Below are 25,657 nucleotides of genomic sequence, written 5' to 3' on the forward strand. Positions count from 1 at the left end.
CACCAATCCTCATCACGGTCGGCGTCTTCCAGACGATGTGGGTCTGGAACGACTTCATCCTCCCCAACGTGTTCATCTCCTCGCCCGAGAAGCGCACCGTCGTGCTGCAGGTCTACAGCTCGGTCGGCCAGTTCTCGACCGATTGGCCGGCGTTCATGACGCTCTCCGTCATCGTGCTGGTCCCGATGGTGGTCTTCTTCGCCTTCACGCAGCGGCACATCGTCAGCGGGCTGCTCGCCGGGAGCGTCAAGGGATGACCTGGAGCCCCGGTCAGCCGGTGGGGCCGATGCCTCGCTCGCGCAGGTCGCGGCGGTGCTTCTCCAGCGCCATCAGCTCGCCGAACAGCCGGTTGTAGACGTCGACCTGCGCCGACGGGTCGGTGCGCTGCAGCTTGGCCTTCAACGCGACCAGCTGGCGCGACACCCACACCTCGTGCAGCCGCAGCACCACCGAGTCGGCGTAGCGCTGGACGGCGCTCTCGTCGACCGGCATGGCCTCGACGGCGAGCTGCGTGACGACGTGCCGGGCGGCGTCGTCGGGCGCCACGGCGAGCAGCGCCTCGACCCACACGTGTCCACCGGCCTGGGTGGCGCAGCCGCCGGCCTTGGCGACGGTCTCGCGGACGGCGCGGTAGGCCGGCGAGAGGAACGCCTCGGGCGCGAGGTCGTCGAAGGTCGGCCCGGCCAGGGCGGGCCGCTGGACGGCGACGCGCAGCGCGGCCCGTTCCAGCTCGAGCGTCTGCGGGTCGACGTTGCCGTGCACCGGCACGCCGAGCGCCTGCTGCCCGGCCACCGGTGGCGCGGCGGCACGGCCCCGTCCGCCGGCGGCGCGGCGGTCGGGCACGCCGGCGGCCCCGCGCACCCGGGAGACGACGTCGCGTTCCCAGTTCTCCGAGTGGCCCTGCGGCGGGCCGACCCAGCCGGACAGCCGGACGGCGTACTGGTCGCGGATGGCGCGGTCGCGGATGCTGGCGATGAACGGGATCGCCTTGTCCAGCGCGCGGGCCCGGCCCTCGGCGTTGTCGAGGTCGTACTCGTCGATCATGCTCCGGATGGCGAACTCGAACAGCGGCCGGTGCCGCGCGATCAGCTCGCGCACGCCGGGGTCGCCGGAGGTCTGCCGGCGTTCGCACGGGTCGAGGCCGTCGGGATCGATGGCCACGTAGGTCTGCCCGACGAAGCGCTGGTCGCCCTCGAACGCCCGCAGTGCCGCCTTCTGCCCGGCGGCGTCGCCGTCGAAGGTGAAGATGACCTGGCCGCGGTACTCGTCCTGGTCGCGCAGCAGCCGGCGCAGGATCCGCGCGTGGTCCTCGCCGAACGCCGTCCCGCAGGTGGCGACGGCGGTGGTGACGCCGGCCAGGTGGCAGGCCATGACGTCGGTGTAGCCCTCGACGACGACGGCCTGCGACGTGCGGGCGATGTCCTTCTTGGCGAGGTCGACGCCGTAGAGGACGTGGCTCTTCTTGTAGATCGGTGTCTCGGGGGTGTTGAGGTACTTGGCCTCGATGCGGTCGTCATCGAACAGGCGGCGGGCGCCGAACCCGACGACGTCGCCCATGAGGTCGTGGATGGGCCACACCAGCCGGCCGCGGAACCGGTCGTACGGGGCGTTGCGGCCCTGCGCGACCAGCCCGGCGGTGATGACCTCGTGGTCGCTGAAACCCTTCTGCCGCAGGTGCTTGCGCAACACCTCGCCGCCCTGCGGCGCGTAGCCGATGCCGAACCGCTCGGCGGCCGCGTGGTCGAACCCGCGCTCGTCGAGGAACTGCCGCCCGGCCACGGCCTCCGGGGAGTCGACCAGCGCCTGGGCGTAGAACTCGGCCGCCACCCGGTGCGCCTCGACCAGCCGCGTGCGCTGCTCACGGTTCTGCCGCGGCGCAGGGCCGGACCCGGTCTCGTCGTAGCGCAGCTGCAGCCCGACCTTGTCGGCCAGCCGCTCGATCGCCTCGGTGAACGACAGCTGGTCGATCTTCTGGACGAAGCTGATGACGTCGCCGCCCTCTGAGCAGCCGAAGCAGTGGAAGAACCCGCGGGCGGGCGTGACGTGGAACGACGGCGACTTCTCGTCGTGGAACGGGCACAGTCCCTTGAGCGACCCGCCGCCGGCGTTGCGCAGCGCGACGTACTCGCCGACGATGACGTCGATCCTGGCGCGCTCGCGAATGGCTGCGATGTCCTCGTCCCGGATGCGACCTGCCACGCGCTGAGTCTACGACCGGGCGACGGCCCGGCGCAGATCCGTCCGGCCGGAGAGCTGGGCCAGCAGTCGCAACGCGACGGCGGAGCCGGCGTCGTTCGGCGTGTAGATCTCGAGCCGGTGGTCGGGGCTGTCCGGCTGGAGCCAGATCTGGTAGTCCACGTGCACCGCGCCGACGGTCGGATGCCGCAGGCGCATCGTGCCGACGGTGCAGTCGGCGACGTCGCCGCCGGCCCAGGTCGAGGCGAAGTCGTCGCTGTGCATCGTGAGCTCGCCGATCAGCGCGGCCAGTCGCGCATCGGTCGGATACCGGCCGGCCGTGAGACGCAGGTAGGCGACGTGGACGCGGGCCAGCTCGAGCCAGTTGCCGTGCAGGTCGCGGGTGAGCGGGTCGAGGAAGAACATCCGCGGGATCGACGGCCGCCGCTCGGGGTCCCCCGGCGCGTCGAACGGGACGTGTTCGGCGACGAGCGCGTGCCCGGAACGGTTCCAGGCGAGCACGTCGCCGCGGCGGCCGAGGACCAGCGCCGGAACGGCGGCGTCCAGCGAGTCCAGCAGGGCGAGCACGCGCGGGTGCGGGTGCTCGCGGCGCGGCTCGGCGAGGCCGGGCCGTGGCTGTCGCCGGGCGAGGTTGTGGAGGTGGACGGTCTCGATCGGGTCGAGCCGGAGCACGCGGGCGAGCGCGTCGAGCACCTGCTCGGACGCGGTGCCCGCCTGTCCCTGTTCCAGCCGGGTGTAGTAGCCCGCGCTGACGCCGGCGAGCTGAGCGAGCTCCTCGCGCCGCAGGCCGGGGACCCGCCGCGAACCGCCGTAGCTGCGCAGGCCGAGCTCGGCCGGGGTCACCCGGCCCCGACGGCTCTTCAGGAACGTCCCCAGACTCTCCACGCCGCCGAGCCTAGGCGGCCGGTGCGACGTCCGCCTGACCCTCTGAGGTGTACCCACGGCAGGTGGCTGGCTGTCCCGGCGGTCCGGCCGGACCGTCGGGACCATGAATCGACAGCACGCGCACGACCCGTCCGGCCGGCGAGCGTGGCTGGGACTCCTGGTGCTCCTCGGGCCGGTCCTGCTGGTCTCCATGGACGGGTCGATCCTGTTCCTCGCGATGCCGCGGATCAACCAGGCCCTCACCCCGACCGCCGACCAGGCGCTGTGGATCCTGGACGCCTACGGCTTCGCGGTCGGGTCGCTGCTGATCGCGTTCGGCAGCATCGGCGACCGTCACGGCCGGCTGCGGCTGCTGCTCGCCGGCGCCGCCGTCTTCGGCGCCGGCTCCGTGGGTGCGGCGTTCGCGCCGACCGCGGAGCTGCTGATCGCCTGCCGGGTGCTCATGGGCGTCGCCGGCGCGACGCTCCTGCCGTCGGCGCTGGCCGTCCTGAGCGAGTTGTTCCCCGACCCTCGGCGGCGGGCCAGGGCGATCGGCGTCTTCGCCGCCGCATTCGCGGCCGGGTTCGCGCTGGGACCGGTCGTGGGCGGCGTCCTGCTGCAGCGGTACTGGTGGGGCTCGGTCTTCCTGATCAACCTGCCGGTCATCGCCGGGTTCCTGGTCGCCGCGCCGGGGCTGCTCCGCGAGGTGCGTGCGACGCGGCCGGGCCGGGTCGACGCCGCCAGCGTGGTGCTCTCGGCCGGTGGCCTGGTGCTCACGATCTACGGCGTCAAGCACGCCGCCGCCGACGGGGTGTCGGCCGGAGCCGTCGCCGCCGCGCTCACCGGCGCCGGGCTGCTGGCGCGCTTCGCCCGCCGCCAGCGCCTGCTCGACCATCCGTTCGTCGAGTTCGCGCTGTTCCGCGACCGCGTCTTCGCCATCGCCATCGTCACCGGACTGCTGCCGCTGGCGGCGTGGTCGGCGGCCGCGTACCTGGCCGGCGTCTACCTGCAGTCCGTCCGCGGGCTGACGGTGCTGCAGGCGGCCGTCCTGGCGCTCCCCGGCGCGACGATGCTCACGCTCATGTGCGTCGTCACGCCCGTGCTCGTCGACCGCATCGGCAGGCGGAACGCGCTCGTGCTCTGCCACTTCTCGATCGCCGCAGGCCTGTCGCTGTTGCTCCTGACAACGAGCACCGGCGGCGCCGGCTGGTACGTCGCGTCCACGACCATCGCCGGCGTCGGCTACGGGATCTCGTTCAGCGTCGTCGCCGACACCGCGGTCGCCGCCGTGCCACCGCACCGGGCGGGGTCCGCGGGCGCGATCGCCGAGACCAGCAACGAGCTCGGCAACGCGCTCGGCATCGCGCTGCTCGGCTCGCTCGCCGCGCTGGTCTTCCGGGTCCAGGGACCGGAGCTCGCCCCGACCCTCGACGAGACGCTCCAGCTGCAGGGCCTGCCGGGCCTCGCGGCGGCCGAGGCGAAGGCTGCGTTCGTCACGGGCCTGCACGTCACCGCGGCGGTCGCCGGGCTGCTGCACGCCGCACTCGGCGTGGTCGCGCTGCGCCTGCTCCCACGCGACCGGAAACGGACGATGAGCGGCCGGCCGGTCAGCGGGTGAGGAGGGCGTGCAGGGCGACGGCGGAGTCGTCGGTCAGGGAGGCGACCTGGTCGACGATCACCCGCAGCCGGGCCGCGTCGCCCGGGGCGTCGGCCCACGCCTCCTGGAAGGCCGGTTCCAGCGACCCCGGCGCCCGCAGCCGCAGCGCCGCGACCAGCTCCTCGATGAGCTCGCGCTGACGGGCGTAGATCGGCGCGCGGTCCGAAGCCGTCATCACGTAGACCGCGGCCAGGCCCTTGAGCACGGCCACCTCGACGCGGGTGTGCCGGGGCACGACGAGGTCCGCGGCGTAGCGGGTGAGCCGCCCGCCGCCGTAGGCCGCATGCGTCGCCCGCTCGGCGTCGTCGCAGAAGCGGCCGATCAGCTGGCTGGTCATGTCCTTCAACGCCGCCAGCGAGCGCAGCCGCCCGTCGTAGGAGGCGACCCAGTAGGGCAGCGCGCGCAGCCGGTCCAGCGCCTCGGTGATCTCGTCGGACGTGGCGTCCGGCAGGTACCACTCGCGGGTCAGCCCGGCCACGCGCGAGCGCTCGTCCGGGTCGTCCAGCCGCGGGCCGGGCTGCAGCCAGTCGCTGACGATGGCGTCCTCGACGTCGTGGACGCTGTAGGCGACGTCGTCGGAGAAGTCCATGACCTGGGCCTCGAGGCAGCGGCGGTCGCCGGCGGCGCCGTCGCGAAGCCAGCCGAACACCTCCGCGTCGTCGTCGTAGACGCCGAACTTGCGGCCCTCGCGCTCGCCCCGGCGCCACGGGTACTTGGTCGACGCGTCGAGGCTGGCGCGGGTGAGGTTGAGCCCGGCGGAGCGGCCGTCGGGGTGGGCGGCCTTGGCCTCCAGGCGGGTGAGCAGCCGCAGCGTCTGCGCGTTGCCCTCGAACCCGCCGATACCGGCCGCGATCTCGTCCAGCACCTGCTCGCCGTTGTGCCCGAACGGCGGGTGCCCGAGGTCGTGCGCGAGACAGGCCGCGTCGACGATGTCGGGGTCGCAGCCCAGTTCCTTGCCGAGCTCGCGGCCGACCTGCGCGACCTCGAGCGAGTGGGTGAGCCGGTTGCGGACGAAGTCGTCGCTGCCGGGCGCCACGACCTGGGTCTTGGCCGCCAGCCGCCGCAGCGATGCCGAGTGCACGACGCGGGCGCGGTCGCGCTCGAACGCCGTGCGGACCGCACGCTTCGGTGGTTCGGCCGCCCACCGCTCGCGGTCCGCGTCGTCGTAGCCGCTCATCACGGCCAGAGGTTACGCTGCCCGGCGCGACGGCGTGTTCGGTACCCTGGCGCCACTGTCACCCGGGGGGAAGTGGCCGCATGAGTGGTCCGTCCAGCTTCGCCGTCGTCGGCGGCGGCATCATCGGCTCGGCCGTCGCCCGCGCGCTGGCCCGTTCCGCCGACGACGCCACCGTCACGGTGCTGGAGAAGGAGCCCGAGCCGGCCCGCCACCAGACGCGGCGCAACAGCGGCGTCGTCCATGCCGGCATCTACTACGCGCCCGGGTCGGCGAAGGCCCGGTTCTCCCGTCGCGGCGTCGGGCTGCTGCGCGCGTACTGCGCCGAGAACGGCCTGACCTACGACGAGTGCGGCAAGGTCATCGTCGCGCTGGACGAGTCGCAACGCGACCGGCTCGACGACCTGCACGGGCGTGCGGTCGCCAACGGCGTCCCCGGCGTGCGCATGCTCGACGCCGCCGGGCTGGCCGAGCTCGAGCCGCACGTCAGCGGCGTCGCCGGACTGCACTCCCCCACGACCGCGATCGTCGACTTCGCCGCCGTCGCCGCGGCGCTGCTGGCCGACGCCGCCGACGCCGGGGCGACGCTGCGGACCGCGTTCGAGGTGACCGGGTTCCACCAGTCCGACGACGAGGTGCGGGTCACGGGCTCGTCCGGCGAGACGCTCGCCTTCGACCGCGTCGTCGTGTGCGCCGGGCTGCAGTCCGACCGGCTGGCCCGCCTCGCCGGCGACGACCCGTACCCGCGCATCGTGCCGTTCCGCGGCGAGTTCGCGCTGCTGCGGCCCGAGCGCCGGCACCTGGTCAACGGCCTGGTCTACCCGGTGCCCGACCCCCGCTACCCGTTCCTCGGCGTGCACCTGACGAAGCGGGTCGACGGCGAGGTGATGGTCGGCCCGAACGCCGTTCTCGCGCTGGCCCGCGAGGGCTACCGCAAACGCGACGTCGACCCGGCCGAGTTGATGCGGCTGGCCCGCTGGAGCGGCTTCCGCCGGTTCGCCTGGGCCAACCGGCGCACGGCGGTGCACGAGCTGTACGGCTCGATGAGCCGGCGTCGCTTCGCCGCGGCCGCCCGGCAGTACCTGCCGACGCTCACGGCCGAGGATCTGGTGCCCGCCCCGGCCGGCATCCGGGCGCAGGCGATGAACGCCGACGGCACCCTGGTCGACGACTTCCGGTCCAGCCGCCGGGGCAACGTGCTGTGCATCCGCAACGCGCCCTCCCCCGCGGCCACCGCCTGCCTCGCCATCGCCGACGACGTGGTCGGCGAACTGCTGGCCGACTGACCGCCCGCCGACCCTCGGCGCGGCCCGGAAACGGGTCAGGCGCCCGGCCCCGTGCGGGACCGAGCGCCTGACCGGACGTGCGGACGTTACGGCTTCACGAACCGGTGCCGCAGCGCGACCAGGCCGGCCGCGACCAGCACACCGGCCGCCATCAGCAGGACGGCCGGGGAGCTACCGGTGTCGGGCAGGTCCTCGCCCGGCGTCTCCGACGGGGACTCGCTCGGGGTCTCCGACGGCGACTCGCTCGGGGTCTCAGACGGCGACTCCGACGGGGTCTCGCTGGGCGTCTCCGACGGCGACTCACTCGGAGTCTCAGACGGCGACTCGCTCGGGGTCTCCGACGGCGACTCCGACGGGGTCTCGGTCGGCTCCTCCGTCGGCGGCTCCGTCGGCTCCTCCGTCGGGGGCTCGGTGGGCTCCTCCGTCGGCGGCTCCGTCGGCTCCTCCGTCGGCGGCTCGTTGAAGTGGACCTTGCAGATCGTGTAGTTGCTGATCGCGGCGGGACCGCCGGACGCGTTGTCCGGGGCCTGCAGGTGGGTGAGGTCCGGGCCGAGGTAGACCGCGGTCTGCGGGCCACCCTTGACCAGGACGGCGAGGTCGATGCCGCTGTTCTCACCCTCGGAGGTGAGGACGACGTCGAGCCACTGGTTGTCGTCGGACAGATCCACGGTGAACCACCCGTGGTGGATGATGTCCGGGACGTCCGCGCTCTCCTCCCAGACGACATCGCCGTCGACGATGCCCTCGCAGGACTTGACGTTCCCGTCGAGGATCTGGTCGGGCTCGTTGTGGTCGGCGGCGGCGGGAAGGGTGCCGAGCAGGGCGGCACCCACGGTTACGGCAGGCAAAACGGCAGCAAAGTACGCAAGACGGCGCATGGTGCCCCTCAAGTATTAAAACGCGCTAATTCGACTCAATCGGGCAGGAGGTTATCGGATCTTCCCACTCGGTCGCAATGTGCCCCGCGGATCCGTTCTCAGCGGCTGTCGCTGCCCTCCGTGGCCAACGCCGCACGGCCCGCCTCGAGCCTCGCGACCGGCACCCGGAACGGCGAGCACGACACGTAGTCGAGCTTGATGGACTCGAAGAAGTGGATCGAGTCAGGGTCGCCGCCGTGCTCCCCGCAGACGCCCAGCTCAAGATCTTCCCGAGTCTCTTTACCCTCCCACGCGGCGATCGAAACCAGCCGGCCCACCCCGTCGGCGTCGATCGACTCGAACGGGCTCACGCCGAAGATCCCGCGCTCGAGGTAGGCGGGGAAGAACGTCGCCTCGACATCGTCGCGGGAGAAGCCCCAGGTGGTCTGGGTGAGGTCGTTGGTGCCGAAGGAGAAGAACTCGGCCGCCTCGGCGATCGCGTGCGCCGTCATCGCCGCGCGCGGCAGCTCGATCATCGTCCCGATCGGGAACCGCAGCGCCGCCCCGGTCTCGGCGGCGACCTCGGCCACCGCGGCCTCGGCCATGTCGCGGATCGCCTCCAGCTCCTGGACGGCGGCGACCAGCGGCACCATGATCTGCGGCCGCGGGTCCAGCCCACGGGCCAGCAGCGACGCCGCCGCCTCGGCGATCGCGCGCACCTGCAGCTGGAACAGCCCCGGTACGACCAGCCCGAGCCGCACGCCGCGCATGCCGAGCATCGGATTCTGCTCGTGCAGCCGCTGCACTTCGGCGAGCAGGGCGGCAGCGTCCGGATCCGGCGCCCCGGTCGCCTCCGCCACCGCCACCCGGACGGAGAGGTCGGTGACGTCGGGCAGGAACTCGTGCAGCGGCGGGTCGAGCAGCCGGATCGTCACCGGGTACCCGTTCATCGCCTCCAGGATCTCGGTGAAGTCGGCGCGCTGCAGCGGCCGCAGCTCGTCCAGGCCGGCGTCGCGCTGCTCCGGGGTGCGGGCGAGGATGACTCGCTCGACGATCTTGCGCCGAGCGCCGAGGAACATGTGCTCCGTCCGGCACAGCCCGATCCCGGCGGCGCCGAGGTCGCGGGCCCGGCGGGCGTCCTCGCCGGTGTCGGCGTTGGCGCGCACCTCCATCCGGCGGCGGTCGTCGGCATGGCGCATGAGCCGCAGGACGGCGTCGACGACCTCTTGCCGGGCGTCGCCCGGCTGGCCTCCATCGGACGAGACCGGCAGCGCCGGCTCCGGCGTGCCCCCGTACAGCGCGTCCACCACGGCCGACGGCGCCACCGGAACGGCGCCGAGGAACACCTCGCCGGTGCCGCCGTCGATGGAGATGACGTCACCTTCGACGACGCGGGCGCCGTCGGGGGTGGTGAACTCCCGCGCCCGCGGGTCGACCCGCAGCGCATCGACCCCGACGACGCAGGTACGGCCCATGCCACGGGCGACGACGGCGGCGTGCGACGTCTTGCCGCCGCGCGACGTGAGGACGCCGCGCGAGGCGACCATGCCGCGCAGGTCGTCGGGGTTGGTCTCGCGCCGGACGAGGATGACGTGGTCGCCGCGCTGGGCCCACTCGACCGCCGTCGCGGAGTCGAACGCGGCCTTCCCGACGGCGGCGCCGGGACTGGCGGCCATGCCGCGGGCGATCGGCGTCCGCTCGGCGGCCGGGTCGAACTGCGGGAACATCAGCTGCGCCAGTTGCGCGCCCGTGACCCGCGAGAGCGCCTCATCCTCGTCGATCAGGCCTTCGTCGACCAGCTGGCCGGCGATGCGGAACGCCGCGGCGGCCGTCCGCTTGCCGACCCGGGTCTGCAGCATCCAGAGTTTGCCGCGCTCGATGGTGAACTCGATGTCGCAGAGGTCGCGGTAGTGCTTCTCCAGCGTCTCCATGATGTCGAGCAGCTGGTCGTAGGACGTCTTGTCCAGCCGCTCCAGCTCGGCCAGCGCCAGCGTGTTGCGGATGCCGGCGACGACGTCCTCCCCCTGCGCGTTCGCCAGGTAGTCGCCGTAGACGCCCTGCTCGCCGGTGGCGGGGTCGCGGGTGAACGCGACGCCGGTGCCGGAGTCGGGCCCCAGGTTCCCGAACACCATGGCGACGATGTTGACCGCCGTGCCGAGGTCGTCGGGGATGCGCTCCTGACGGCGGTAGATGCGCGCCCGCTCGGTGTTCCACGACTCGAAGACGGCGCGGACGGCGAGGTCGAGCTGTGTGCGCGGGTCCTGCGGGAACTCGGTCCCGGCCTCGGCGCGCACAAGCTCCTTGAACTCGGCGACGAGGTCGCGCAGGTCGTCGACGGTGAGGTCGACGTCGGACTCGGCGCCGCGGTCCTTCTTGCGCGCCTCGAGCGCGTGGTCGAAGCGCTCGCCGTCGACGCCGAGCACGGTCTTGCCGAACATCTGGACCAGCCGCCGGTAGGAGTCCCAGGCGAACCGCTCGTCGCCGGCGACCGCCGCGAGGCCGGACACCGAGATGTCGGTGAGGCCGACGTTGAGGACGGTGTCCATCATGCCGGGCATCGAGAACTTGGCTCCGGAGCGCACCGACACCAGCAGCGGGTCGGTCGCGTCGCCGAGCCGCTTGCCCATCCGCGACTCCAGGCCGGACAGGTGCCGGTCCACCTCGTCGGCGAGGCCGTCGGGCTCGCGTCCGGTCGCCAGGTACGTGCGGCATGCCTCGGTGCTGATCGTGAAGCCCGGTGGGACGGGAAGTCCCAGAGAGGTCATCTCGGCGAGATTGGCACCCTTGCCGCCGAGTAGGTCGCGTTGGTCCTTGCTGCCCTCGGTGAAGTCGAAAACGTACTGCACAGGCCGGCCCTCCGTGTCGCGTACGGCATCCAACGTGCGAAGTTGCGCGGAGCCTAACGACGCGCACCGAGCGGTCGCCTGGACCACTTCAGGACCAATTTCACGGAACGCGAGCGCGCGAGCGACCCGTGCCCCCATTGACCGCGTCCGACCCCACAGCCATGGTGGGCGGCGCGTGACGCACGGCACACGCACTGGTACGGACCTCCCCCTACCAGTCGGCAGCTCCAGGTTCGAGGTGACGTCAGACCAGGAGGCGCGAGCGCGGACCGGCCGACTGCCACCACGGGAACGGCTCCCGGCGCACCGGGCACCGCTCGATCGCGGCCGCGAACCGCGCCGCCAGCTGCTTCCGGTCGTGGCGCGCCGGCTCCCAGCCGTAACGCACCACCCCCAGCCCGGCCTCGCGGAGCCGCCACTCGCGTTCTCGCTGGTCGGCCACCACTCGCCCCGCGTCCAGACGGTTGTCGTACTCGAGCGATCCGTCGCCCTCGAACGCCAGCCACCGGTCCGCGAGCAGGTGGCCGACGCGGTAGCGGCCGGCGGCGGTATCGACCCACGCGTTGGTGACCGGCACCGGCAGGCCGTGCTCGATGAAGGCCAGCCGTCCCCACGACTCCAGCGGGCTCTCGGCGTACGGATCGCCATGCTCGACCACCCAGACGGCATCGCGGCTGCCTCGCCACCCCGCCTGCGTACCCAGCACGGACCGCAGCTCTGGCTGCGTCATCGACGTGGACAGAGCGGCGTCGGCGATGACCAAAGCGTCGGCACGATGCGCCGTCCGCGCGATGTCGACGACGGTGCGAGGCAGCGAGGTCACCCGGCAACCATCGTGGAACCCGCACTGGTCCGCGGCAACGCCGCCACCCGCACCGTGCCGTAGCGCTGTTCACCGCCGATCCCGCGCCGCCGGCCAGGTGGACCAGGGGCTGGTCGGGCGGCGGGCCGATGGCGGGCAGGCCGTGCACGACGGCCGCGGACCACCCCGCCGCGAACGCGCGCGGGCCGCAGGCCACTGTGAACGCCCGCGACCTCAGGCCGAACGCGGTCCACACGTCGGCGCCGAGGTAGGTGGCCGCACCCGCATAGACTCCGCGCGCGAGCCGCACCACCAGCCCGGATCGCTCCAGTCGCCCCACGCGATGCCTGGTGATCCGCCGCGACTCCGCTTCGGCGACGCTGAAGACACCGTGACCGGCACGCAGCAGGCGGGCGACGTCGTCAGGCACGATGCGCACGCCATCGACGACAGCAGGGCCTGCCGAGCTCAGCCGGTCGAGGACGACCCGCCGGGGAGGTCCTCGCCGATGGTGTCGCTGAGCTGGTCGACGTTGAAGACCAGCCAGATGAAGATGCCGGCCGCGAGCGCGGACACGATGATCGTGCCGAGCGAGAACTTCGAGTGCACGGCCTTGTAGATGACGAACACGATGGCGACGGTGACGGCCACCGTCCGCAGCACCGGCTGCAGGTCCACGGCGGTGGTCGACGCCCAGTCGAGGATCCCTGCCTGCATGCCTTGGAGGATACGGACGGCCGGCCGAACGCGCTCCCCTTCGCCCAATTCGCGGACGTCGGGCGAGGCTGGGCGGCAGGGGTAGGCGCGGGCGTCCGAGCGAGGCGGGCGGAGCCGGCATCCCCGCCCGGCCCCGCCCGCTCCACCCGTCAGCGGTAGTTGGTGAACTCCTCCATGGCGATGACCGGCTTCACCCGCGACTGGAACCGCGGCGTGACGAACGCGTCGCGCAGCAGGTCGTCGGCCAGGGCGTTGCCGATCGCGCCCATGATCATGCCCTGGTCGAGGGAGAGGAAGTACTCGTCGACGGCGCCGGTGTCGACGTTGACGGCGTCGCGGAAGCCCCAGCCGGAGTAGATGTCGAAGTCGCGCTCCAGGTTCGCGAGGTTCTCCATCGCCTCCTCGGGGGCGTAGCGCAGCGCCAGGAACGTCGCGTGCGGCGTGACGACGCCGTTCGTGTACTCCTCCGGGCCGGGCAGCGGCCGGCCCTCACGGCAGCCCTCGAAGCCGGGGTCGGGCCGGGTGTCGTCGTTGTTGGACGGATAGCCGTTCGGGTCCATGCCGATCAGCGGGACACCGTAGACGTTGTAGCCGCCCTCGGTGTTGTTCGACGGCGAGAAGCCCCAATAGCCGTACTGCGCCTCCTCCATGCCGTGCTCGATGTGCGCCTGGACGGTGTTGGGGTGGTTGACCGCCCAGCTGCGCCGGCCCCACTCCTCCTCGGGCACGAACAGCGACGGCATGAGCGCCTCGAACATGCTGCCGCCCCAGCCGGGCACGACCTCCAGTCCGCGGTACTGGTAGGCGCCTTCCCAGACGTCCTGCCGCAGGTAGGTACGCCATTCACCGACCGGCTTCGACTGCTGCCAGCTCCAGTCGCAGGTGTCGGGGAAGCTGCGCCAGGTGCCGAAGTAGGTCTCGCGCGGCAGCTCGCCCTTCGCGATGCCGATGTAGGTGGCGATGCGGCTCTCGCTGACGAGCGTGTCGTAGCAGCACGGCGCGGCGCCGGTGCTGGGCGCGTAGTGGAACAGGATCCGGTTGACCTCGGGCCGGTAGTAGAACCCGAAGTCCATGCTGTCGAACAGCTCGCCGGCGGGCTGCGCCAGCTCCGGCACCGCCTCGCGGACGACCTGCAGGCCGGTCGCCAGCCAGCCGTTGTCGACCGACGACAGGTGCGGCACGATCGTGCTGCCGTCGTCGGGCCAGGTGGTGATCACCTCGCCGGTGCGGTGGTCGTACCAGTTGAAGAACTGGCCGCTCTCCTCGTGCCGTTCCAGCCCGGCCAGCGTGTCGAGGGTGACGGCGAGCCGGTCGACCAGTTCGTCGCGGCCGATGATGCCGAGCTCCTCGGCCACGACGGCGCTCCACAGGTAGGCGCCGATGTTCGTGGTCGACGTCTGCGCGCTGGCGGTGCCGTCGGCCTTCAACTTGTCCGCGGGCATGCCGCTGGCCTCGTCGGTCATCGCGACGAACGACGCCCAGGTGCCCTCGGCGTAGCGCTGCAGCGTGGCGCGGTCGTCCTGCGACAGGCCGTCGCCCGGCCGGTTCGCGGCCGTGGGCGCCTGCGGCGCGGCCTGGGTCGGCACCGCCAGGCCGGCGACCAGCACCGTCGCGGCGGCTCCCAGGACCAGTGCCTTCGCTCTCGATCGAATCTGCATCGACAATCCTCTCCGGGGGTGGACGGGGTCAGCTGCGGCCGGCGGCGGCGATGATGGCGCCCCGTTCGGCGCGGGTCAGCACGCCGTCGTGGACCAGGTGCTGGGTGACGCTGCGGACGTGCATGAGGAACCGGCCCTCGTTCGGCCACTCGATCTCGTCCTCGATGAGGTCCTCGACGGTGCAGCCGTCGTCGCGCTCGTAGTTCGGCACGCCGGAGTCGACGTCGCGGATGACGACCGTCGGGCTCTCGTCGGAGTCCGGGCAGGCGTCCGGCGGCTCGGACTCGAGCACGTGGAACCAGTCGAACGCGACGGTGGTCGCCTGCGTCTGTTCCTGGCCGAACGCGTAGAGCCCGACGTCGGCCGTGGCCAGGCGGTCGTTCTCGATGACGCCCACCGGCTCGAAGGTCACGCCGTCGGAGCTGTAGTAGCCGGTGTAGGTCGTGCCGGTCTTCTCCAGCCGCAGCCACCAGGTCGTGACGCCATCGGGCAGGGTGACCTCGGGGAACGCGGGCTGGAAGATGTCGTCGATCTCGTGGCGCATCTCGATCTTGCGCTCGCACGGCTCTCCGACCGGCGACGTACCGACGTAGTCGAGCTTGAGGAAGGTCCGGTCGCTCTCGTAGACCAGCAGGCCGCCCTGCTGCCAGCGCTCGCAGACCGGGCCGGACACCTTCGTCTCGATCACCCAGTCGCCCGCCGGCAGCGTCTGCAGCATGAGGTTCGGCGCGTTGTTGTGCTGGTCGAACAGGTTGGTCGGGGTGGTGTCGATCTTCAGCTGGCCGCCCTCGACCCGGAACCGGTTGAGGTCGGGCCGGACCACCTGGTCCCAGCGGCAGCCGTCCAGGCGGTCACCGTCGAACTCGTCGTCGGGCGCGGGGTCGCTGCCCGGGTCGGCGCACTCGATCGGCGGCGACGCCTCCGGCACGGCCTCGACGCGGACGGAGTCGTGCGCCTGCGAGCCGGCGGCATCGGTGACGGTGACCGTCGGCCGGTACACGCCGGACAGCTCGTACGTGTGCGTGACCTGGGCCCCGGTGGCCGTCGTGCCGTCTCCGAAGTCCCAGGCGTAGGTGAGTTCCTGGCCCTCCGGGTCGGTGGCCTCGGCGCTCAGCGTCACCTCGTACGGCAGCTCGCCGGACGGCGGCGTCGCCTCGACCGACCAGATCTCCGGCCGCGCGTCGACGGAGACGCCCTTGCCGCGGAACTTCAGGTAGTTGAGGTTGAACAGGCCGGTCGACCCGGGCTCGTGCCGGAACACGAAGAACAGCTCGTGCGTGCCGCCGGGGTCCTCGACCGGGACCGTCACGTCGGTCCAGGACTGCCAGCCGCCGGTCGGCGGGATGAACCCGCTGTCTCCGACGAGCGGGCCGTCCGGCGCGCCGGAGCGGATCTCGATGCGCCCGCCGCTGCCGCCGGACGCGAGACGGTAGGTGATGGCGTCGATCCCCGCGAGGTTCATCGGGTCGTAGGAGATGTAGTCGCCGTCGTCGATGAAGCCGATGTTCTGCCGGCCGCCGCGCGGGTCGCTGGTCGCCTCCAGCTGGACGCCGCTCTGCGTCTGGTAGTGCTCGGCCTCCTTGAGCTTGGGCTGCAGGACGTGCAGGTCGCGGCCGGTCAGCGCGCCGACACCGGCGCCGCCGCGGTCGGTGTAGCGGGCCTCCAGCACCCAGAACAGGTCCTCGCCGGCCGGGTGGCCGGCGTCGGTGCTGGTGGCGACGGTGCCCTCGCAGCCGGGCAGCACCTCGACGGGGTGCGCGTGGCCCGCGTGCCCGAACAGCACCTGCAGGTCGACGCCGTCGCAGCCGATGCCGCTGCCGGTGGAGCCGTCCTCGGCGTCGGTGACGTCGATGCCGTACGCGATGTCGTCGCCGAAGTCGAAGAAGCCGCCGTCGGCCGGCGGGTCGAGCGTCACCTCCGGTGCGGTGTTGCCGGCGGTGATCTGGACGGTCTGCGAGCGGGTCGCGCCGTCCTCCGCCGTCACCGTCAGCCGGGCGGAGTACTGGCCGGCGACGGTGTAGGTGTGCTCCGGGTCGGGGTCGGCCGACTCGGCGCCGTCGCCGAACGCCCAGTGGTACGTGACCGGCAGGCCGCTCGGATGGCCGGAGCCCTCGCTGCTGAACCGCACCGTCAGCGGCAGCGCGCCGGACGTCGGGTCGGCGCTCACCTGCGCGACCGGCCGGGTGCCGACGCCGGTGTACTCGACCCGGTAGATGCCGGAGTCGGCGTTGTTGCCGCCGAACCCGGTCCCCCACTCGATCAGGTACAGCGCACCGTCCGGCCCGAACGTCATGTCCATCGGGCGCAGGAACTCCATGCTGCTGAGCAGCGGGTTGACGTCGTGCACCGAATCGCCGTCGAGCCGGAACTCCCAGACGTCGTTGTCGAACGGCCGCACGTAGCCGTCCTCGGTGTTCGTCCACTCGTAGAACAGCGCGGCGCCGTCGTAGTAGGCCGGCCACTTGACGTCGGAGTCCAGCGACTCGTCGTAGCGGTAGACGGGGCCGGCCATCGCGCCGCCGCCGGTGCCCAGCTCCGGCCGGTTGGTACCGGTCTCGGAGCGGCCGTAGTAGACGTCCGGCGCGACCACCGGCGGGAGTTCGGCCAGTCCGGTGTTGTTCGGCGAGTCGTTGACCGGGTTCGCGCAGTCGAACGCCGGGCCGGCGGTGCGGGTGGCGAAGTCCCAGTCGCGGAACGGGCCGGCGCCGTGGCAGTAGGGCCAGCCGTAGTTGCCGGCCGCGGTGATGCGGTTCCACTCGACCTGGCCCTCGGTGCCCCGGTCCGGGTTCGCCTGCGGCGCGTCCGGGCCGTAGTCGCCGACCAGCAGCGCGCCGGTGGCACCGTCGACCTCGATGCGGAACGGGTTGCGAAAGCCCATCGCGTAGATCTCCGGCCGGGTCTGCGCGGTGCCGGACGCGAACAGGTTGCCGGCCGGCACGGTGTAGGTGCCGTCGGGCTCGGGGTGGATGCGCAGCACCTTGCCGCGCAGGTCGTTAGTGTTGCCGGAGCTGCGCTGGGCGTCGAACGAGCCCCGGCCGGGCCGCTCGTCGATCGGCGCGTAGCCCTCGGACTCGAACGGGTTGGTGTCGTCGCCGGTCGCGAGGTACAGGTTGCCGGCCGCGTCGAAGCTCAGGGAGCCGCCGGCGTGGCCCGAGACGGCCCGGTCGACCGGGACCTCGAGCAGCTGCACCTCACTGGCGAGGTCGAGCGTCGTGCCGGTGAGCGTGAACCGCGACAGCCGCTGCTCGGCCTGTGTCCCGTCGGGCGAGTAGTAGAGGTAGATCCAGCCGTTGCTGACGAAGTCGGGGTCCAGCGCGACGCCGAGCAGGCCGTCCTCGCGCTGCGTGTAGACGTCGAGCGTGCCGACGACGGTCGTCTGGCTGCTCTCCGGGTCGATCACCCGGACCTCTCCGGCCCGCTCGACGTAGACCACCCGGCCGTCCGCCGCGACGTCCAGCTCCATCGGGTTCGCCGTGCCGGTGTCGAGCGGGACCTTGTCGAAGCTGTCCCAGACGGTGCCGCCGCAGTCGGCCGCTGTCGCGCCGGCCGCGGTCTCGATGCCGCCGAGCAGGTGCTGCAGGAACTCCGGCTCGGCGTAGCTCTCGGTCGTGTGGCCGCCGGCGGTGTACCAGGCGCGGCCGCCGTCGTAGGTCTGGCACCAGGCGATCGGGTGGTCCAGGCCCATCGGGTTCGCCTCGGGGTCGTACGTGGACTCGTCCAGGCTGGCCAGCACGTGCACGTCGCCGCGCGGGTTGGTGCGGAAGCTGTACCACTCGTCGAACCGCTCCCAGCCGGCGTCCAGGTGAGCGGTCGAGGGGTGGGTGCGGTCGGCGACCTGGATGGTGGCGTCCTGGTTGCGCGGGTGACCCTGGAAGTAGGCGCCGACCAGCTCGCCGTACCACGGCCAGTCGTACTCGGTGTCGGACGCGGCATGGACCCCGGCGTAGCCGCCGCCGGCCTGGATGTAGCGCTCGAACGCCGCCTGCTGGTCGTCGTTCAGGACGTCGCCGGTGGTGGACAGCCAGACGACGGCGTCGTACTGGGCGAGGTTCTCGTCGGTGAACGCGGTGGCGTCCTCGGTGGCGGTGACGGTGAACTCGTGCTCGGCGGCCAGTTGCTGGATCGCGGCGATGCCGGCCGGGATCGAGTCATGCCGGAACGCGGCCGTCTTCGAGAACACGAGGATCGAGTAGCCGCCGTGTCCGGGGTGGGCAGCGGCCTCGGGCGCCTGCGCTGCCTGCGCGCCGAGCGCGGCCAGCAGCCCGGCGATCAAGGCGACGACCGCGACCAAAGCGGCCGGTCTGCGCGGGTGTCGGGCGCGTCTGCGGCGCGGTCCGGGCTGAGCCATGAGCGGTTCCTCTCCGTTGAGTCCCCCTGCCCCACTGCCCCCCGTGCCTTGCCCGGCCTGGCTGCGCATTCGTCTGGGCGCCCGCCGAATGTAACCGGTATCAGTAACCGGTTACGAGGAGAGAGTTCCGTACCGAATGTCCGGTGTCAAGAGGTCGGCCGCGGGTGGCGACGTCGACCGGCGCCCGATGCGCTCCAAGATCATCCACGATTCGTTGCGTGATAGCGCCGCAGATCCTGGATGATCATGGCGACGGCGTCGTTCGGTGTCGTCGGCCGGCACAGGGCGCGTCGGCGCGCGTACGCAGGCCGGACAGGCGGACGTTGTCGGTGCCCGCCCGTAGAGTGACCAGCCCACCCAGCCGGGAGGGGACCGTTCCCGGGCAGAACGCGACCGCACCCGGACAGTCGGGGACTACGACCGCCGATCTGAAAGACCCGCGCGACCGCAGCTGCCGAAACGGACCAACCCCAGCCCCGACCCGCCGCGGAGCCCGACCCGCCCGCGAAGCCCCACCGACCCGCCGGCTCCGACCAGCCCGTCAGCCCGCGAAGCCCCACCGACCCGCCGGGCCCGACCAGCCCGTCAGCCCGCGAAGCCCGACCAGCCCGCCGCGGAGCCCACCAGCCCGCCGCAGGGCCAGCCCGCCACGGAGCCCACCAGCCCGCCACGAGCCCGAACCCGGGCACCAGAGCCGACTGCCACGGGCCTGGGTGTCAGCCGCCGGAGATGTCGAGCTCGGCGTCGGCGAGGTCGCCGGTGACGCCGTCGGCGTCGTCGAGCCAGCCGGCCGGGAGCGCCACCTTGCGCGGGCTGCCCTGCCGGCCGCGCGGCTGGCCCAACTCGGCCTCCGGGTAGGGCTGCGCCGGGTCGAGGTCGGCCAGCAGGGTGTCGAGCTCGGCCAGCGTCGACACCATGCCCAGTGACGCGCGGACCTGCTGCCCGGCGACGAACCCCTTGAGGTACCAGGCCATGTGCTTGCGCATGTCGCGCAGGCCGCGATCTTCGCCCATGAGGTCGGCGAGCAGCTCGGCGTGCCGGCGCATCATCGCGGCCACCTCGCCGAGCGTCGGCAGCGACGGCGGCGGCGAGCCGCTCAGCACGGCCGCGAGGTCGCGGAACAGCCACGGCCGGCCGAGGCAGCCGCGGCCGACGACGACGCCGTCGGCGCCGGTGGCCTCGAGCATGCGGACGGCGTCGGCGGCCTCCCAGATGTCGCCGTTGCCGAGCACCGGGATCGACACGTGCTCCTTGAGCCGCGCGATGGACGTCCAGTCGGCGGTGCCGGAGTAGTGCTGGACGGCGGTGCGCCCGTGCAGCGCGATGGCGGCGCAGCCGGTGTCCTCGGCGATGCGGCCGGCGTCGAGGTAGGTGAGGTGGTCGTCGTCGATGCCCTTGCGGGTCTTCATCGTGACGGGGATGCCGTACGGCTGCGCGGCACCGACGGCCGAGCGCAGGATCTGCTCGAGCAGCCCGCGCTTGAACGGCAGTGCCGCGCCGCCGCCCTTGCGGGTGACCTTGGGCACCGGGCAACCGAAGTTGAGGTCGACGTGGGCGACGCCGTACTCGCCGGCGAGCACCTTCACGGCCTCGCCGACGTAATAGGGGTCGACGCCGTAGAGCTGGACCGAGCGGACGTCCTCGACGTCGGCGAAGACCAGCATGTTCAGCGTCTTCTCGTCGCGCTCGACGACGCCGCGGGAGGTGATCATCTCGCACACGTAGAGTCCGGCGCCCTGCTCGGCGCAGAGGCGGCGGAAGGCGGCGTTGGTGACGCCCGCCATCGGCGCGAGCACGACGGGCGGGTCGATCTGCAACGAGCCCAGGCGCAGGGGGGCAACAGAGAGCACGGTGGTCATGGCGTCGCCCATTGTCCCTCATCCCGCCCCCACCCGGCTAACGTCGGCGGTGACGGGAGGCGAGCATGGCCGACGACGCTGCGCTCATCGACATCACCGGACTCACCAAACGCTTCGGCACACTGACGGCGGTCGACTCGCTCGACCTGCAGGTACGAGCCGGCGAGATCTACGGTCTGCTCGGGCCGAACGGCGCGGGCAAGTCCACGACCATCCGCACGCTGATGGGGTTTCTCCGCCCCACCGGCGGCCGTGCGGGACTGCTGGGCGGCACGGCCGACGATCTCACCATCCGCGCCAGGGTCGGCTACGTGGGCGGCGACGTCGTCCTCGATCGCGGGCTGCGTGCCGGAGACCTGCTGCGCTGGTACGCGGGCCTGCGGGGTGGCATCGACCCCGCGCGAGTGGACCGGCTGTGCGCGCTGCTGTCGCTGGATCCCACACGGCGGATCGGCGAGTTGTCCAGCGGCAATCGGCAGAAAGTCGCCATCGTCCAGGCGTTCATGCACGAGCCCGGCGTGCTGGTGCTCGACGAGCCGACGGCCGGTCTGGACCCGCTGCTGCAACGCGGCGTGCTCCGCCTGGTCCGCGAGCGGCGCGACGCCGGAGCCGCCGTGCTGTTCTCGTCCCACCTGCTGCCGGAGGTCGAGGACGTCGCGGACCGGGTCGGCATCCTCCGGGCCGGCCGGCTGGTGCGCGAGGACACCATCGCCAACCTGCGCGAGATCGCCCGCCACCGGCTGGAGCTGCGCTTCGCCACGGAGGTGCCGTCCGGCCTGTTCGACGCCATCCCCGGCGTCACCTCCGCCGAGACCGATGGGCGCACGGCCCGGGTGGTCGTCGACGGCAGCGTCGCGGACCTGATGCGGCGCGTCGCCGGCTACGGCGTCGACCGGATCGTCAGCCGCGACGAGGACCTCGAGGACATCTTCTTCGCCTACTACCAGGACGAGGACGGTGGCCGATGAGCACGGCGACGGGGTCGTCGGCGCGGCGCGGTGGCGTCCTGCGCCAGATGCTGGCGGAGCGCGTACGCACCCTGCTCTGGTGGTCCGTCGCGATCGCCGCGCTCGCCGCCGTCGTCGGTGCCAGCTACCCGGCCGTGCGCAGCGTCGGCGGGCAGATCGACCAGCTGATGCGCCGGCTGCCCGAGGGCGTGCTCGAGCTGATGGCCGCGAGCGGCGGGCTGGTGAGTCCGGCCGGCTATCTGAACAGCCGCTTCTACTCCGGCTTGTTCCCGGTCCTGCTGCTGGTCTTCGGGATCATGGTCGCGGCGTGGACGATCGCCGGCGCCGAGCGGGAGGGAACGCTGGAACCCCTCCTCGCCAACCCGGTCAGCCGCACCCGGGTCGCGCTGGAGCGCTACGCGGGCGCCATCGTCATGGTGGCCGTCCTGGCGGGCGTCGGGACCGCGGTATTCGTGCTGCTGCGCGGCCCGTTCGAGCTCACCGAGCTGAGCCTCGGCCGGCTGGCGGCGGCGGGCGTCGGCGTGTTCCTCCTGGTGTCGGTGTTCACCAGCCTGACCTTCGCCGCCGGCGCCGCGGGCGCCGGCAAGGGCGGGGCGATCGCCGCCGGGGCGGGCACGGCGGCCGTCACCTACCTCGTCTTCGCCCTGTCCGCGTTCGTCCCGTTCTTCCGGAACCTGCGCTGGCTGTCGCCGTGGTACTGGTTCCTGTCGCCGTCGCCGCTGACCGACGGCTGGACCGCCCAGGCGCTCTGGCCGCCGCTGGTGGTCATCGTCCCGGCGGTGGTCGTGGGGACGATCTGGTTCGCCCGCCGAGACCTGCGGTGACGGGCCCGTTCAGCAGGTGGGCAGCCGCTCCCCGAGATAGGCCTCGACGTGGTCGATGCCGATGCGCTCCTGGTGCATGGTGTCGCGGTCGCGGACGGTGACCTCGTCGTCGTCGAGCGTGGCGAAGTCGACGGTGACGCAGAAGGGTGTGCCGATCTCGTCCTGACGGCGGTAGCGCCGGCCGATGGCGCCGGCGTCGTCGAACTCGACGTTCCACCGCGTCCGCAGCAGCGCGGCGAGGTCGCGCGCCTTCGGCGAGAGGTCGGCGTTGCGCGACAGCGGCAGCACGGCCACCTTGACCGGCGCCAGCCGCGGGTCGAAGCGCAGCACATGGCGGGTGTCGACGCCGCCCTTGGCGTTGGGCGCCTCGTCGACGTCGTAGGCGTCGAGCAGGAACGCGAGCACCGAGCGGGTCAGCCCGGCGGCCGGCTCGATGACGTACGGCGTCCAGCGCTCGCCCTTCTCCTGGTCGAAGAAGCCGAGGTCCTGACCGGAGTGCTCAGCGTGTGTCGTGAGGTCGAAGTCGGTGCGGTTGGCCACGCCCTCGAGCTCGGCGAACTCGGTGGACCCGAAGCCGAAGCGGTACTCGATGTCGACGGTGCGCTTCGAGTAGTGCGAGAGCTTCTCGGCCGGGTGTTCGTAGAGCCGCAGGTTGTCCTCGGACAGCCCGAGGTCGAGGTACCAGTTCCACCGCTCCTGCAGCCAGTACTCGTGCCACTGCTCGTCGGTGCCGGGCGCGACGAAGAACTCCATCTCCATCTGTTCGAACTCGCGGGTGCGGAAGATGAAGTTGCCCGGCGTGATCTCGTTGCGGAACGACTTCCCGACCTGCGCGATGCCGAACGGCGGCTTCTTGCGCGAGGAGTTCATGACGTTGACGACGTTGGCGAAGATGCCCTGCGCGGTCTCGGGCCGCAGATAATGCAGCCCCTCGTCGGACTCGACCGGGCCGAGGTGGGTCTTGAGCAGGCCGTTGAACATGCGCGGTTCGGTCCAGGAGTCCTTCGCGCCGCAGGTGGGGCACGGCACGTCGGCCAGCCCGCCGCCGACCGGCAGGCCGGTGCGGGCGGCGTGCTCCTCCTCGAGTTGGTCGGCGCGGTGGCGGCGGTGGCAGGACTGGCACTCGACCAGCGGGTCGACGAACTCCTCGACGTGCCCGGACGCGACCCAGACCTCGCGCGGCAGGATGACCGCGGAGTCGAGGCCGACGACGTCGTCGCGCAGCTGCACCATGGAACGCCACCACTGCCGGCGCACGTTCTCTTTCAGTTCCACCCCGAGCGGCCCGTAGTCCCAGGCCGAGCGTGTACCGCCGTAGATCTCACCCGTCGGGAAGACGAAACCACGGCGCTTGGCGAGGGAGACGATGGCGTCGACGGGCGCAGGCACGGTGGTCACTCCATTCGGGGTCTCGGCGTCCAGGTCAAGCTTCGAGGGTAGACGACACCGGCTTGCGGCGTCGGCCAGCGGGCCGGGCCGATCGTCCCCGTACCGCCAGGACCGCCAGCGCCGTCGTGACCGGCACCGCCGCGATGATGCCGAGGCCGCCGACCAGCGCACGGACGATCTCCTGCGCGACCGCCTCGGTCGTGATGACGTCGGTCACACTCTGCCCGACGACGCTGAACAGCATCAGCAGCGGCAGTGAGGCACCGACATAGGCGAGGACCAGCGTGTTCACCGTGGCCGCGACGTGCTCGCGGCCGATGCGCAGCCCGGCGCCCAGCAGCGACCGGCGCGACGACGTCGGGTCGGCCGCGGCCAGCTCCCACACCGCGGCGCTCTGCGTGACGGTGACGTCGTCGAGCACGCCGAGGGCGCCGATGACCAACCCGGCGAGCAGCAGCCCGCGCAGGTCGATCTCGGTGTTGACGGTGCCGATGTACGACGACGCCTCGCCCGCCAGCCCGGTGAAGTGCGCCACCGACGTGAACAGCGAGCCGAGCAGCCCGGTGAGAGCGAGACTGACCAGCGTGCCGATCAGGGCGACGGACGTGCGGATGGACACCCCGTGCGCGAGGTACAGCGTCACGATCATGATCAGCGACGCCCCGACCACCGCGACCGGCAGCGGCGACTCCCCCGTGAGCAGCGCCGGCAGGACGAACACCAGCAGCACCACCAGCGAGACGCCCAGCCCGCCCAGCGCCGCCAGCCCCTTCCAGCCGGACAGCACGACGACGGCGACGGAGAACAGGCCGGCCAGCCAGAGCAGCGGCACGTCGCGCTGGAAGTCGAGCACCTCGTAGCGGCTCTCCAGCGGGGCGTCGGGCAGCGCGCTGAGCACGACCGCGTCGCCCTCGTGGAACTCCGGCGCCCCGACGCCGAACGGCAGCGGCACGACGGTCTCGACACCCTCGTCCGGACCCGCGTCGACGCGGACCTGTGCCTGCAGGCACTGGGCGGCGGTGTCCTCACCCTCCGGCGTCGGCGGGGTGTCGACGACGTCCTCGCACGGTTCGACGGACAGGATCGTGCCGTCGGTGCGCACGCCGGCCTCGATGCTGGGCGGATCGCCGTCGGGCCAGAGCGCGATGAGACCCGCGATGGTGGCCAGGACCAGCGGTATCAGCACCGCCAGCACCAGCCGGCGCACCTGCGGCCCGGCCGGCGGCGCGGGTTCGCCGCCGTGCAGGTGGACGGCGCTCACTCGTGGTCGCCGCGGTCGGAACCGGCCGAGGCACGCGTCTCAGCCGAGGCCGCATCGAAATCCGTCGGGACGGTGGGCGCGGCGGCCTGGCCGAGCCCCACCTCGTCGGCGTCGGAGGCCCGGACGCTGGCGCCGGAGCTGTGCACCGTCGCGATGATCTCGAACGCCGTCGGCTCGTCGATGGCCAGCGACAGCAGCGGCACCGCCTCGAGCTTGGCCTCGTACGACGACAGCGCGCGGCGGTAGGAGCCGACGTTCCGCCACTCGCTGCTGACCACCCACAGCTCCGGATCGTCGGCGGCTCGGCCGACGTGGCCGCCGAGCCAGCCAGGCTTGGTCGCGAGCACCTCGAGGGCGCGCCGCGCGCGATCGCGGAACGGGACCGCGTCCGCGGGCGGGACGCGGTACCGGGTGACGACGAGCATCGTGATCCTTTCGAGGCTGGCGGCCGGCTCGACTCTGTCCGAGCCATGCAGCAGTATGTCGACCAACCACCGTACGATGCTCGGTCGTCACCCGTCCCGAAGGATCTCCCGTGCCGCAGAACCGCCAGCCACGCCGCAACCCGAACCGCCGGCCCGCCGCGCCGGGCGCCGGGTCGCGCGCGCCGCGGTCCGGCGGCAGCCGCCGCCCCGCCCCGGCCGGTCCGCCGCCCAAGTCGAGCCTGCGCGCCCGCATCGAGTCCGTCAGCTACCCGGTGCTGGTCAAGCTCACGGCGGCGCCCAAATGGCTGCTCGGCGCCGTCACGGCGGCGGTGCTGCTCGGCGGCCTGCTCGCCCCGCCGCCCATCGGGCCGGCGCTGCTCGGGCTGGTGGTGCTGTTCCTCGCCTGGCTGCTGGTGCTGGCCTGGCCGCGGCTGTCCGCCGGTCAGCGGCTGAGCCGCGGCTTCATCGTCGTGGCGCTCGGTGCACTGGTCGTCGCCCGCGCCGGCGGCTGGCTGGCCTGACGCCG

The 25,657-nt window shown here is 72.5% G+C and carries 18 protein-coding genes and 2 pseudogenes; 6 read left to right on the forward strand and 14 right to left on the reverse strand.

The features are described from left to right. Positions 1-257: pseudogene (locus DZA62_RS27090) on the forward strand (carbohydrate ABC transporter permease); the annotation flags it as partial. A gap of 13 nt (positions 258-270) precedes the next feature. On the opposite strand, the gene dnaG reads toward DZA62_RS27090, so the two are convergent. Both dnaG and DZA62_RS27100 read right to left on the reverse strand, forming a co-directional pair. Then, positions 271-2,199 carry a DNA primase gene (gene dnaG, locus DZA62_RS27095; protein ID WP_116952080.1) on the reverse strand — a complete coding sequence of 643 codons (1,929 nt, stop codon included), beginning with the start codon at positions 2,197-2,199 and terminating at the stop codon, positions 271-273. A 9-nt stretch (positions 2,200-2,208) separates the two neighbouring features. Next, positions 2,209-3,081, reverse strand: coding sequence for a helix-turn-helix domain-containing protein (locus DZA62_RS27100; protein WP_198664245.1), 873 nt, complete (start codon positions 3,079-3,081; stop codon positions 2,209-2,211). Between the two features lie 103 nt (positions 3,082-3,184). Between DZA62_RS27100 and DZA62_RS27105 the strand changes: the two genes are divergently transcribed. Next, positions 3,185-4,678 (forward strand): MFS transporter, encoded by a 1,494-nt coding sequence (locus DZA62_RS27105; protein ID WP_116952082.1) that lies wholly within the window; start codon positions 3,185-3,187, stop codon positions 4,676-4,678. Here DZA62_RS27105 and DZA62_RS27110 read toward each other — a convergent pair. Then, positions 4,668-5,894 (reverse strand): deoxyguanosinetriphosphate triphosphohydrolase, encoded by a 1,227-nt coding sequence (locus DZA62_RS27110; RefSeq protein WP_116952083.1) that lies wholly within the window; start codon positions 5,892-5,894, stop codon positions 4,668-4,670. The two genes, DZA62_RS27105 and DZA62_RS27110, sit on opposite strands and share 11 nt — an antisense overlap. A gap of 80 nt (positions 5,895-5,974) precedes the next feature. Between DZA62_RS27110 and lhgO the strand changes: the two genes are divergently transcribed. Then, a complete protein-coding gene (gene lhgO, locus DZA62_RS27115) occupies positions 5,975-7,177 on the forward strand; it encodes an L-2-hydroxyglutarate oxidase (protein ID WP_116952084.1) in 1,203 nt (400 codons plus the stop codon). 86 nt (positions 7,178-7,263) lie between these two features. Here lhgO and DZA62_RS27120 read toward each other — a convergent pair whose 3' ends face one another. The 8 genes and pseudogenes from DZA62_RS27120 to dusB all read right to left on the reverse strand — a co-directional run bounded on the left by DZA62_RS27120 (position 7,264) and on the right by dusB (position 20,264). Next, positions 7,264-8,010 carry an LPXTG cell wall anchor domain-containing protein gene (locus DZA62_RS27120; protein ID WP_116952085.1) on the reverse strand — a complete coding sequence of 249 codons (747 nt, stop codon included), beginning with the start codon at positions 8,008-8,010 and terminating at the stop codon, positions 7,264-7,266. Positions 8,011-8,153: 143 nt separating this feature from the next. Further along, on the reverse strand, positions 8,154-10,880 hold the full coding sequence (ppdK, locus tag DZA62_RS27125) for a pyruvate, phosphate dikinase (protein ID WP_232827613.1): 2,727 nt from the start codon (positions 10,878-10,880) through the stop codon (positions 8,154-8,156). Positions 10,881-11,124: 244 nt separating this feature from the next. After that, positions 11,125-11,703, reverse strand: coding sequence for a hypothetical protein (locus DZA62_RS37025; protein ID WP_116952087.1), 579 nt, complete (start codon positions 11,701-11,703; stop codon positions 11,125-11,127). Between the two features lie 274 nt (positions 11,704-11,977). Next, positions 11,978-12,121 (reverse strand): annotated as a pseudogene (locus DZA62_RS37720) (type IV toxin-antitoxin system AbiEi family antitoxin domain-containing protein); the annotation flags it as partial. Between the two features lie 29 nt (positions 12,122-12,150). Beyond that, positions 12,151-12,399: a hypothetical protein gene (locus DZA62_RS37030; RefSeq protein WP_232827614.1), complete on the reverse strand. Its 249-nt coding sequence runs from the start codon at positions 12,397-12,399 to the stop codon at positions 12,151-12,153. 149 nt (positions 12,400-12,548) lie between these two features. Further along, positions 12,549-14,057 (reverse strand): glucoamylase family protein, encoded by a 1,509-nt coding sequence (locus DZA62_RS27140; RefSeq protein WP_116952088.1) that lies wholly within the window; start codon positions 14,055-14,057, stop codon positions 12,549-12,551. 28 nt (positions 14,058-14,085) lie between these two features. After that, a complete protein-coding gene (locus DZA62_RS27145) occupies positions 14,086-18,348 on the reverse strand; it encodes a ThuA domain-containing protein (RefSeq protein ID WP_198664246.1) in 4,263 nt (1,420 codons plus the stop codon). Positions 18,349-19,121: 773 nt separating this feature from the next. Then, positions 19,122-20,264: a tRNA dihydrouridine synthase DusB gene (gene dusB / locus DZA62_RS27150; protein ID WP_198664247.1), complete on the reverse strand. Its 1,143-nt coding sequence runs from the start codon at positions 20,262-20,264 to the stop codon at positions 19,122-19,124. 65 nt (positions 20,265-20,329) lie between these two features. On the opposite strand from dusB, the gene DZA62_RS27155 reads away from it, so the two are divergent. Together DZA62_RS27155 and DZA62_RS27160 are read left to right on the forward strand one after the other, a co-directional pair. Beyond that, positions 20,330-21,232: an ABC transporter ATP-binding protein gene (locus DZA62_RS27155; protein ID WP_116952091.1), complete on the forward strand. Its 903-nt coding sequence runs from the start codon at positions 20,330-20,332 to the stop codon at positions 21,230-21,232. Then, entirely contained in the window at positions 21,229-22,056 is an 828-nt protein-coding gene (locus DZA62_RS27160; protein WP_116952092.1) for an ABC transporter permease subunit, read from the forward strand. The genes DZA62_RS27155 and DZA62_RS27160 overlap by 4 nt, the downstream gene beginning before the upstream one ends. 9 nt (positions 22,057-22,065) lie before the next feature. Here the strand turns inward: DZA62_RS27160 and DZA62_RS27165 are convergent, their stop codons facing one another. The 3 genes from DZA62_RS27165 to DZA62_RS27175 are packed head-to-tail and all read right to left on the reverse strand — an operon-like array spanning position 22,066 to position 25,131. Continuing rightward, positions 22,066-23,445 (reverse strand): glycine--tRNA ligase, encoded by a 1,380-nt coding sequence (locus DZA62_RS27165; RefSeq protein ID WP_116952207.1) that lies wholly within the window; start codon positions 23,443-23,445, stop codon positions 22,066-22,068. A gap of 34 nt (positions 23,446-23,479) precedes the next feature. After that, entirely contained in the window at positions 23,480-24,706 is a 1,227-nt protein-coding gene (locus DZA62_RS27170) for a YibE/F family protein (RefSeq protein ID WP_116952093.1), read from the reverse strand. Next, positions 24,703-25,131 (reverse strand): antibiotic biosynthesis monooxygenase family protein, encoded by a 429-nt coding sequence (locus DZA62_RS27175; RefSeq protein ID WP_116952094.1) that lies wholly within the window; start codon positions 25,129-25,131, stop codon positions 24,703-24,705. The genes DZA62_RS27170 and DZA62_RS27175 overlap by 4 nt, the downstream gene beginning before the upstream one ends. 110 nt (positions 25,132-25,241) lie before the next feature. Between DZA62_RS27175 and DZA62_RS27180 the strand changes: the two genes are divergently transcribed. Next, entirely contained in the window at positions 25,242-25,652 is a 411-nt protein-coding gene (locus DZA62_RS27180; protein WP_116952095.1) for a DUF6703 family protein, read from the forward strand. Positions 25,653-25,657: the final 5 nt, after the last annotated feature.

Source organism: Jiangella endophytica, assembly GCF_003427025.1.
Lineage (GTDB): Bacteria > Actinomycetota > Actinomycetes > Jiangellales > Jiangellaceae > Jiangella > Jiangella endophytica.

What these genes read in the sequence shown, in the direction of transcription:
- DZA62_RS37030 (WP_232827614.1), bottom strand. Translation starts at nt 12,399, where the DNA reads ATGCAGGCAGGGATCCTCGACTGGGCGTCGACCACCGCCGTGGACCTG.
- DZA62_RS27175 (WP_116952094.1), bottom strand. Translation starts at nt 25,131, where the DNA reads ATGCTCGTCGTCACCCGGTACCGCGTCCCGCCCGCGGACGCGGTCCCG.
- DZA62_RS27105 (WP_116952082.1), top strand. Translation starts at nt 3,185, where the DNA reads ATGAATCGACAGCACGCGCACGACCCGTCCGGCCGGCGAGCGTGGCTG.
- DZA62_RS27110 (WP_116952083.1), bottom strand. Translation starts at nt 5,894, where the DNA reads ATGAGCGGCTACGACGACGCGGACCGCGAGCGGTGGGCGGCCGAACCA.
- lhgO (WP_116952084.1), top strand. Translation starts at nt 5,975, where the DNA reads ATGAGTGGTCCGTCCAGCTTCGCCGTCGTCGGCGGCGGCATCATCGGC.
- DZA62_RS27160 (WP_116952092.1), top strand. Translation starts at nt 21,229, where the DNA reads ATGAGCACGGCGACGGGGTCGTCGGCGCGGCGCGGTGGCGTCCTGCGC.
- DZA62_RS27140 (WP_116952088.1), bottom strand. Translation starts at nt 14,057, where the DNA reads ATGCAGATTCGATCGAGAGCGAAGGCACTGGTCCTGGGAGCCGCCGCG.
- dusB (WP_198664247.1), bottom strand. Translation starts at nt 20,264, where the DNA reads ATGACCACCGTGCTCTCTGTTGCCCCCCTGCGCCTGGGCTCGTTGCAG.
- DZA62_RS27155 (WP_116952091.1), top strand. Translation starts at nt 20,330, where the DNA reads ATGGCCGACGACGCTGCGCTCATCGACATCACCGGACTCACCAAACGC.